This window comes from Candidatus Methylacidiphilales bacterium, from assembly GCA_033875315.1.
Classification (GTDB): domain Bacteria; phylum Verrucomicrobiota; class Verrucomicrobiia; order Methylacidiphilales; family CAZTYG01; genus JANRJG01.
This window is the reverse complement of record JANRJG010000029.1, coordinates 38,536-46,536: the sequence shown is the minus strand read 5'-3', so window position 1 is coordinate 46,536 and position 8,001 is coordinate 38,536. Positions and strand designations below refer to the sequence as shown.

The window sequence follows — 8,001 nt, the reverse complement described above, 5'->3', positions numbered from 1 at the left end:
CGTGCGCCGCGATGTGCCGACACACCGCGCCTGGATGATGCGGGCCTATGCGATCGGGCTCGGCGCCGCCACGCAGATCGTCGTGTTCATCCCGCTCGCGCCGTTCGGCACGCCCGATCCGCTGAGTGCATCGCTGCTGTTGACCATGGGCTGGGTGATCAACCTCGCCGTGGCGGAATGGATGATCCGCCGCGGCGAGCAGCCGCGCGTTGCAATGGCCGCGGCGGGTTAATCGCTACGTCCTGAGCGTGTAGGTGCTGACGACGTTGCCCTTGCTGGTGGTGACGCTGCGGATCAGCTCGAGGCGAACCGTGTCCCTGGCGTCGAAGAGACGGCGGTAGCCGGCACCGGCGACCACCGGATGGGTGATGAGCGACAGCTCGTCCATGAGGCCCGCGAGGAAGAGGGAGCGGACGATCTGGATGCCGCCCATCACGGCGATCTCGCCGCCGGGCTGCTGCTTGAGATCGCGCACGAAGGCCGCGACGTCGCCCGCGATCAGCGTGCTGTTCTGCCAACCGAGCGGCGCCTTGAGCGTGCGCGAGGCGACGAACTTCGGCACAGTGTTGATGAAGGGGCCGAAGAACTCGTCGCCGCCTTCGCCGAAATCCTTGCTCCACGCCTCGTAGCCCACGCGGCCGAGGATGACGGCGTCGGTGGCGCCGATCACCTGGCCGAGGATCGCCCCGAGCTCATCGTCGAACGCATCGAACTGCCACTGATCAGGCGCCTCGACGGCGCCATCGACGGAGTGGAAGAGACCGGCTGTAACTTTGCGCATGATGTAATCCTTGCTCTTGCGGCGCGCCCCGTGGCCGCCTTCACCATCGCGACGAACGGGCCGCGGAGGAATCGACATCGCGCACGCATTTTCCGTGCGCCTTGCTTTCGCCACCCATCGCGCCTATATCCAGCCCATACGTTTCAGCCGTCACGGCTCTGATCGACCGGTTCGCCGGCTGTTTGGCTCCCCTGATCTCCGCAACGTTCTAGACCGCCGTCCCGCATGTCGTGGGAGCGGAACCGACGCTTTGCGATCACGATCCTCAGCCGTCACGACACGAAAGACTTCACCATGACCAATGGCACCGTAAAATTCTTCAATTCGACCAAGGGCTTTGGCTTCATCCAGCCGGATGATGGCTCCAAGGACGCCTTCGTTCACATCTCGGCCGTCGAGCGGGCCGGCTTCTCGGGCCTCGGCGAGGGCCAGAAGCTCTCCTACGACCTCGAGACCGGCCGCGACGGCAAGGTGTCGGCGACCAATCTCCGTATGCTCTAAGCATACATGACTATGGGGCGTGCCCGCGCGGCGCGCCCCCGACTTCGCCTCCCGAGAGCCAAGGCAGAATGCCGGCCCGGTCGAGGCCAATCTCCAGGCAATACAAATGACCAGTCAAGACTATCTGGCCCCGGCCGAGCTTTATCTCGGCAGCGACCGCATCAGCGCTGCAGCCCATGGGCCGCGCGCTTTCCGCACCGCAGCCAAGGCGCTGCGTTTCGCCATCGAAGAGGCCGCTCCCGTGAGTTTGCGCGGCGCACGCCTCAGGATCGGCGACAAGAGTTTCGCGCGGGCCGACATGCTCGCGCTCTATAACAGCCGGCGCTATCCGCTGGCCCGCAAGAACGACGTTTCAACGAGGTAAGATCATGACGATCGACTACGCCGCTCCCGCCGAGCTCTTCCCCAGCCGCCGCTACGCCAAATCGCTGGCGCGCTACCAGCGCTTCGCCAATGCGGCGGAAGCCGTGAAGCATGTGATCGAGAAAATGCCCGCAGCCTGGCTCAACGGCACTTATCTCGATGTCGACGGCACCCGCTTCGAAGGCCGCCAGATCCGCGCGCTCTACGACGCGGATGGCTATCCGCTGGAGCGGACGCTGGCCGCGGCGTAAGCCGTGCTCAGGTAAGACGGAGCTCATTGACGAGCATCGTCCACCACAGCCATTGCGTCGCGCCGAATCCGAACAGCGCAAACGCCAGCCCGACAAGGGGCTTGTTGCTGCGCGCGTAGCTGATCGCGGGGAAGACGCCGATGAGAAGCAGCGCGCCAAGCGGCACGAAGGCCACGATCCGCATGCCGGTGCCATCGCCCGGCGGCGCCGCGAGAATGCGCCAGGCGGCATAGGCGAAGAACGCGACCTGCGCCGCAGCGATGAGATAGACGAGCCAGCGCAGCGGACGGCCGGTCGCGGGTGAAGCGTCGGTCATTTGCATGGTCCCCCGGTCGAGCCGAACTCTGGCCTGCGACCGGTGGTGCTGTCCAGATCAGGGCAAGAGCCGCCACCAGACCAGCCCGCACCAGAGCGCCGCAAATGCACCAGCCGTGGCGACGAAGCGGATTCGCGCCAGCGTCGCATCGAGCCGCGGCGGCGGGGCCACATCCTGCTTCGGCTCGGCGCGGCGGGCATTGATGACATCGGTGATCGCCGTGGCCCGCGCCGGATCGCCTCCCGTATAGCCATTGAGCAGCACCGTCTCAGCGAAGCGCTGCAGCTCGGGCGCCGTGAAGCGCGAGGGCGTGTGCGTCGCCCCCGGCAGCGGCGGAAAGCCGAGATAGACGCGATTGGCCGAGCGGCGGGCGCGAAGCGTGACGATCTCGGGCGCACCGAGCGCGCCGAGATCGAGATCGCGCCGCTGCGTGCCGCTCGATTGCACGATGAGCCAGTGCCCGATCAGCGTCAGATGCGGATAGCCCGCCCGCGTCCCCCAGAAATTGACCCACGCAACGTAGAGCAAGAACACACCGAGCGTGACGGTGAGGATGCCCGTGAAGCCGGCGTCGGGGGTGGTGAGGAAATAGCCGGTGAAGACGAGGCCGAGGATCAGCAGGCCGGCCGAGGCGAGATAGAGCGTGCCGCGGACATCGGTGCGGAAGGTGAGCGGGGTGGTGGTGCCAGCCATGCCGCGCTTCTAGCACGGAGGCCGCGATCGGTGCTCCTCTCCCGCTTACGGGGAGGACGCGCTGCAGTGCGATCAAGTGAGCTAGGATGGTGACCGGGACCGCAGTTTGAGGCTGGCGATCGGTCGTAAGATATTGCATCGACTATCGTATTGGCGCTGATTGCGAAAAGTTATCCCCGTCCATTCCAGGGCGCTTACACTATCGCCATTGATGATCGTAGGACGGAAATGATGTTCAAAAGAATTGGCAATGAGCTCAGATATCATGCTGCGGGCAACCGGGTGCTGACGGCTTGGCACAGGATTCGAGCGACGAAGTACAGCCCTGATCAGCCTCGTGACGTGACGGGGCGCTGGATCGATTGGGTTGGTCACGGCGAAGATCGCCCTGCAAGTAGCAGTGACTCGGAAGTAGCGGGCCTTTGGAACGAGGCCAACCGTGCGAAGTGCGAGGCACAGTTCGACAGCGATATGTTTCATTGCAGCTTCGTCGCACAGGCACGATACCGATCTGCATGCGAAAATCAGGCCATGACGCGCCGTAACACATGCATGAAGGACGACCCAATTCCTCCTCTGATCTATCGCCTGGCGGACGCGCAATGATTGTCGCCACACGCACTCTAACGCTCGTCTCCAAGTCCGGCGTGCGCAAGCCTGTCGAGCTACGAATTGAGGCGCCTCAAAAAGAGCCTGATGGCCGTTGGCGTTGCTGGTATGAGTTCGACTGGCCCGAGGATGAAGAGCCAGCTCAAAGGACCCGGTCATCAGTGGTCAGCGGCCTGGACAGTCTTGCCGCGATTCAGATGGCTCTCATGATGCTTGGCGGCGATTTGCACTTCAGCCGCTATCACCGTGAGGGCAGGCTATTTTGGCACGAAGGCCAAGTGGGTTATGGCATTATCGTCCACAAATCCGCGCGGGACCTCTTGCGTGGAGAGGATGCCGCTTTCTTCGCCTGACGACAAAGGCCCGGGACTGCTCCCGGGCCTCTTTCATTCTCGGCGCTAGATCGGCGTTTTACGCCGCGCCGCCCAGATGTGCCAGCACGGCGAGCAACAGCAGCGCCACGATGTTAGTGATCTTGATCATTGGGTTCACGGCCGGGCCGGCCGTATCCTTGTAGGGGTCGCCGACGGTGTCGCCTGTGACGGAGGCCTTGTGGGCTTCCGAGCCCTTGAAGTGCTTTTCGCCCTTGCTGTCGACGAAGCCGTCTTCGAAGCTCTTCTTGGCGTTGTCCCAGGCGCCGCCGCTCGAGGTCATGGAAATGGCGACAAAGAGGCCGGTGACGATGCTGCCGACGAGCACGCCGCCGAGCACGACCGCGCCGAGTTGAGGGATGGCCGCGACGGCGACGACGAAGATGACCGGCAGGAGGGCGGGCAGGATCATCTCGCGGAGGGCGGCGGTGGTGACGATGTCGACACAGCGTCCGTAGTCGGCCTTTTCCGTGCCGAGGAGCAGGCCGGGTTTTTCCGCGATCTGGCGGCGGACTTCGGAGACCACAGCGCCCGCGGCCTTGCCGACGGCATCCATGCTGTAGGCCGTAAAGATGAACGGCAGCATGCCACCGAGGAAGAGACCGATGATGACCTTGGGTTCGGTGAGGGAGAATTCGAGGCTCTGGACCACATGACCGGCCAGTTCCCAGTGCGCCTTGAGTTCCTGGACGTAGGAACCGAAAAGAACCAACGAGGCCAGACCGGCGGAAGCGATGGCATAGCCCTTGGTGACGGCCTTCATGGTGTTGCCGATGGCGTCGAGTTCGTCGGTGATGTGGCGGACCTCCTTCGGCAATTCGGACATGACGGCGATGCCGCCGGCGTTGTCGGTGATGGGACCGAAGGCGTCGAGGGAAATGATGATCCCGGCCATGCTCAACATGGCCATGGCGGCGATGGCGATGCCGAAGAGGCCGGCAAAGTGATAGGAGGCGAGGATGGCCAGACCGATGCAACCCACCGGGAGGGCGGTGGCGTGCGACCCGACGGCGAGACCGGCGATGATGTTGGTGGCGTGGCCGGTTTCGGAAGCCTGGGCGATTTTGCGCACCGGGGCGTGTTCGGTGGCGGTGTAGTAATTGGTGATGATGACCACGATGAAAGTCATGGCCAGGCCAACGAGGCCGGCGAAGAAGATTTCATCGGGACTGCGCAACAGGCCGCCGATCATGACCGGGGCGGGGAACATGAACTTGGTCACCGGGTAGAGAAAAACCCCGGTCACGAGGGCACTGATGCCGACTCCGCGACGGAGGGCGGCATTGGCATTTTGTTTGGTCAGGTTGACGTAGGCGATGCCGGCGATGGCACCGAAGACCGAGACGGCACCGACGAGGAAGGGATAGATGACGGCGGCGGGGACGGAAGAAAGCGTGAGGAAGGCGACCAAGACGGCGCCGATGAGGGTGACGACATAGGTCTCGAAGACGTCGGCGGCCATGCCGGCGCAATCGCCCACGTTGTCGCCCACATTGTCGGCGATGGTGGCCGGGTTGCGTGGGTCGTCCTCGTCGAGGTTGGATTCGATCTTGCCGACGAGGTCGGCGCCGACGTCGGCGGCCTTGGTGTAGATGCCGCCGCCGAGACGGGCGAAGACGCTGATGAGGCTGCTGCCGAGGGCCAGGCCGACGAGGCTGTTGATGGCCAGGCGAGTGTCGCCGAGGGCGAGGACGGCGAGATAGAAACCGCCTACCGAGAGGAGGGCGAGGCCGACGACGAGCATGCCGGTGACGGCACCGCCATTGAAGGCGACGCGGAGGGCCTTGCGGCTGGATTCGGTGGCCCCCTGGGTGGTGCGGACGTTGGAGAGGACGGCCACGCGCATGCCGATGTAACCGGCCAGGAGGCTGAAGACCGCACCGACCAGGAAGCCGACACTCGTGGTCCAATCCTTGGCGAAGCCGATGACGAAGAAGAGGATGGCGGCGATGAGGGCGATGCTGTTGACCTGGCGGCGGAGGTAGGCCTTGGCGCCTTCCTCGATGGCCGAGGCGATCTCGCGCATCTTTTCATTCCCTGCGGGCTGGGCGAGGATCCATTTGATCAACCATCCAGCGAAGACCAGGGCCACCGCACCGGCCAAAAGGGCTGTTTCGATCCCGTAGCGTCCGAGAAAATTCCATTCGATCTGGGCGAAGGTCGAGCCCCCCACAAAATGCAACACATTCATATCCATAATAACCTAACTTTCCGCTTTTCGCTTTTCCAAAGGGCCGGAAGACCGATGCTTCCAGTCCATTCAAAGACCCGTCCAACCAGGATGCGGATCGTGAGATGGTACGGTCAAAAAGACCGAGGGCAACCGATTTTTTACGCATTGGCGCACGGAGAGGAATGGGTGGCGGTTGAAAGGAGGGGGTTGTCTGCCGGCAAAAAGCGGTCCAACATGGTGGCGTGATCCGCTTTCCCGAACTGGATGCTTTGCCGGTGGATTATGCCTTCACCGAGCGCGAAGCCGATGTGCACCCCGGAATGGGCGAAGGGCCGCAAACCCTGGCCCGACAGGGGTTCTCCAGCCCGCTCTGGGTCCAGGCCGAACAGGTCCACGGGGCGGAATCCTCCGTCTGCGGCGTCATCCAAGCAGACTCGGTCATCCCCGGGGTTGATGGTCTGATCACGGATGTGCCCAACCTGACCTTGATCATCCGGGTGGCCGACTGCGCCCCGGTGTTTCTCGTTGATCCGGTCCGGAAGGTCGTGGGGCTGGTCCATTCGGGCCGTCGCGGCACCAGCCTGAACATCGTACCGGGGGCGATCGCGCGGATGGTGCGCAACTGCGGCTGCGATGTGGCCGACCTGCATGCGGTCATCGGGCCCTGCATCCGCCCGCCGCATTATGAGGTGGATTTCGCCGCCGCCATCGCCCGCCAAGCCCGGGATTCAGGCGTCCCTCGGGTCAGCGATTGCGGCCTGAATACGGCCGCCGACCTGAAACGCTTTTATTCCTACCGGGTCGAGCAAGGCCAGACGGGACGCCACTTTGCCGCCCTGCGCTTGCGCAAATAGCGCTCCTCCTCCCTCACCCTTCGCATTTCAAACCCGAGAACCATCACGGTGATGGCCGCCGAGGTAGTAGGCGTAAAGCTCGTTGCCTGTATGTCGGGCAAAGCGGTCTTCCAAGGCGCGCATTTCCGCCGTGGTCATCGGGACGAAGGAAGCGGCGATGCGTGCGTTGGCCAGCAGATGCCCGACTTGATTGACACCGGTGAGCACCGAGGCCACGGGCTGTGACAAAGCGTAGCGCAAGGCCTCCTCAGCCGTCATCATGCCGGAGCGGATGGGGGCACCGTCGCCGCCCATGGTTTTCATGGCCAGAGCGGCGATCTGTTGTTTGACCAAGACCGGCAGCACCTGCTCGGAGTAGTCCTTCCCTTGGAGATTGAAATTCGGGCCTTTCTGGAAATTGACGGCGGAGACGGGCATCAGGCAGGCGTCGAAGGGGAACTGCCGCTCGAGCATGGCCAAGTGGGCGGCCGCGTTGGCATGGCCGGTGAACCCGATGAAGCGCACCTTGCCCTGCTTTTTGGCCTCGGTCAGGGCCTCGAGGGTCTCATCCACTTGGTAGGCCGTTTCCACCTGCGCCAGCGAGACAAGCTCGTGCAATTGCCAGAGGTCGAGGTGGTCGGTGCGGAGGCGGCGGAGGGAGTCCTCCAACATCGCCATGGCGGCCTTCTTTCCCCCGCCCTTGTGGTTGCTGCACACCTTGGTCATGAGAAAGACCTTGTCCCGGCGGCCCCGAAGGAGCTGGCCCATCAATTCCTCGGCCCCTCCCCCGTGGTAATCCCAGGCGTTGTCGAAGAAATCGATCCCGCACTCGAGCGCGGCGTCGACAATCTTGGCCGCTTCCTCATCGGAGGCGGTGCGCAGGGTGTGGCCGCCGAGACAGAGGCAGGAAACGGTCAGGTCGTGTTTGCCGAACTTGCGCCGGGGCACCGTGACGGGCTTGGGGTTGCCTGCGGGCGCCGGGGTGGGTTCATCTGCAGGGGCTCCCTTGGATGAGAACGGAGCCAGGGAGGCGGCCCCGGCCAGACCGATTTTCTTGAGGAAATCGCGGCGATCGCTCGACATGGCCCAATCCTACCATGGTCCCGGGCT

12 protein-coding genes are annotated in these 8,001 nt (G+C 63.8%); 7 read left to right on the top strand and 5 right to left on the bottom strand.

Going from position 1 to position 8,001, the window contains the following annotated elements; all coding sequences use genetic code 11:
* A partial coding sequence (locus tag SFU85_09215; GenBank protein ID MDX6766958.1) for a DUF2306 domain-containing protein occupies positions 1-232 on the top strand: 232 nt, incomplete at its 5' end.
* 3 nt (positions 233-235) lie between these two features.
* Here SFU85_09215 and SFU85_09210 read toward each other — a convergent pair.
* Positions 236-859: a dihydrofolate reductase family protein gene (locus SFU85_09210; protein ID MDX6766957.1), complete on the bottom strand. Its 624-nt coding sequence runs from the start codon at positions 857-859 to the stop codon at positions 236-238.
* 216 nt (positions 860-1,075) lie between these two features.
* Between SFU85_09210 and SFU85_09205 the strand changes: the two genes are divergently transcribed.
* From SFU85_09205 to SFU85_09195, 3 genes are all read left to right on the top strand, one after another.
* The gene (locus tag SFU85_09205) at positions 1,076-1,282 is read left to right on the top strand and encodes a cold-shock protein (GenBank protein MDX6766956.1); all 207 of its coding nucleotides are present in this window, start codon (positions 1,076-1,078) and stop codon (positions 1,280-1,282) included.
* A gap of 106 nt (positions 1,283-1,388) precedes the next feature.
* Entirely contained in the window at positions 1,389-1,646 is a 258-nt protein-coding gene (locus tag SFU85_09200) for a hypothetical protein (GenBank protein ID MDX6766955.1), read from the top strand.
* Positions 1,647-1,650: 4 nt separating this feature from the next.
* On the top strand, positions 1,651-1,896 hold the full coding sequence (locus SFU85_09195; GenBank protein MDX6766954.1) for a hypothetical protein: 246 nt from the start codon (positions 1,651-1,653) through the stop codon (positions 1,894-1,896).
* 7 nt (positions 1,897-1,903) lie between these two features.
* Here the strand turns inward: SFU85_09195 and SFU85_09190 are convergent, their stop codons facing one another.
* Together SFU85_09190 and SFU85_09185 are read right to left on the bottom strand one after the other, a co-directional pair.
* Positions 1,904-2,212 carry a hypothetical protein gene (locus SFU85_09190; GenBank protein MDX6766953.1) on the bottom strand — a complete coding sequence of 103 codons (309 nt, stop codon included), beginning with the start codon at positions 2,210-2,212 and terminating at the stop codon, positions 1,904-1,906.
* Positions 2,213-2,269: 57 nt separating this feature from the next.
* Complete coding sequence (locus SFU85_09185) at positions 2,270-2,905, bottom strand: hypothetical protein (GenBank protein ID MDX6766952.1); 636 nt, start codon at positions 2,903-2,905, stop codon at positions 2,270-2,272.
* A gap of 150 nt (positions 2,906-3,055) precedes the next feature.
* Here SFU85_09185 and SFU85_09180 point away from each other — a divergent pair, with 150 nt between their 5' ends.
* Together SFU85_09180 and SFU85_09175 are read left to right on the top strand one after the other, a co-directional pair.
* The gene (locus SFU85_09180; protein MDX6766951.1) at positions 3,056-3,511 is read left to right on the top strand and encodes a hypothetical protein; all 456 of its coding nucleotides are present in this window, start codon (positions 3,056-3,058) and stop codon (positions 3,509-3,511) included.
* A complete protein-coding gene (locus SFU85_09175) occupies positions 3,508-3,867 on the top strand; it encodes a hypothetical protein (GenBank protein MDX6766950.1) in 360 nt (119 codons plus the stop codon). Before SFU85_09180 ends, SFU85_09175 begins: the two co-directional genes overlap by 4 nt.
* Before the next feature lie 58 nt (positions 3,868-3,925).
* On the opposite strand, the gene SFU85_09170 is transcribed toward SFU85_09175, so the two are convergent.
* Positions 3,926-6,076 carry a sodium-translocating pyrophosphatase gene (locus tag SFU85_09170; GenBank protein MDX6766949.1) on the bottom strand — a complete coding sequence of 717 codons (2,151 nt, stop codon included), beginning with the start codon at positions 6,074-6,076 and terminating at the stop codon, positions 3,926-3,928.
* Between the two features lie 224 nt (positions 6,077-6,300).
* Between SFU85_09170 and SFU85_09165 the strand changes: the two genes are divergently transcribed.
* Positions 6,301-6,912, top strand: coding sequence for a polyphenol oxidase family protein (locus SFU85_09165; protein MDX6766948.1), 612 nt, complete (start codon positions 6,301-6,303; stop codon positions 6,910-6,912).
* Between the two features lie 27 nt (positions 6,913-6,939).
* Here SFU85_09165 and SFU85_09160 read toward each other — a convergent pair whose 3' ends face one another.
* Positions 6,940-7,974, bottom strand: coding sequence for an aldo/keto reductase (locus SFU85_09160; protein MDX6766947.1), 1,035 nt, complete (start codon positions 7,972-7,974; stop codon positions 6,940-6,942).
* Positions 7,975-8,001: the final 27 nt, after the last annotated feature.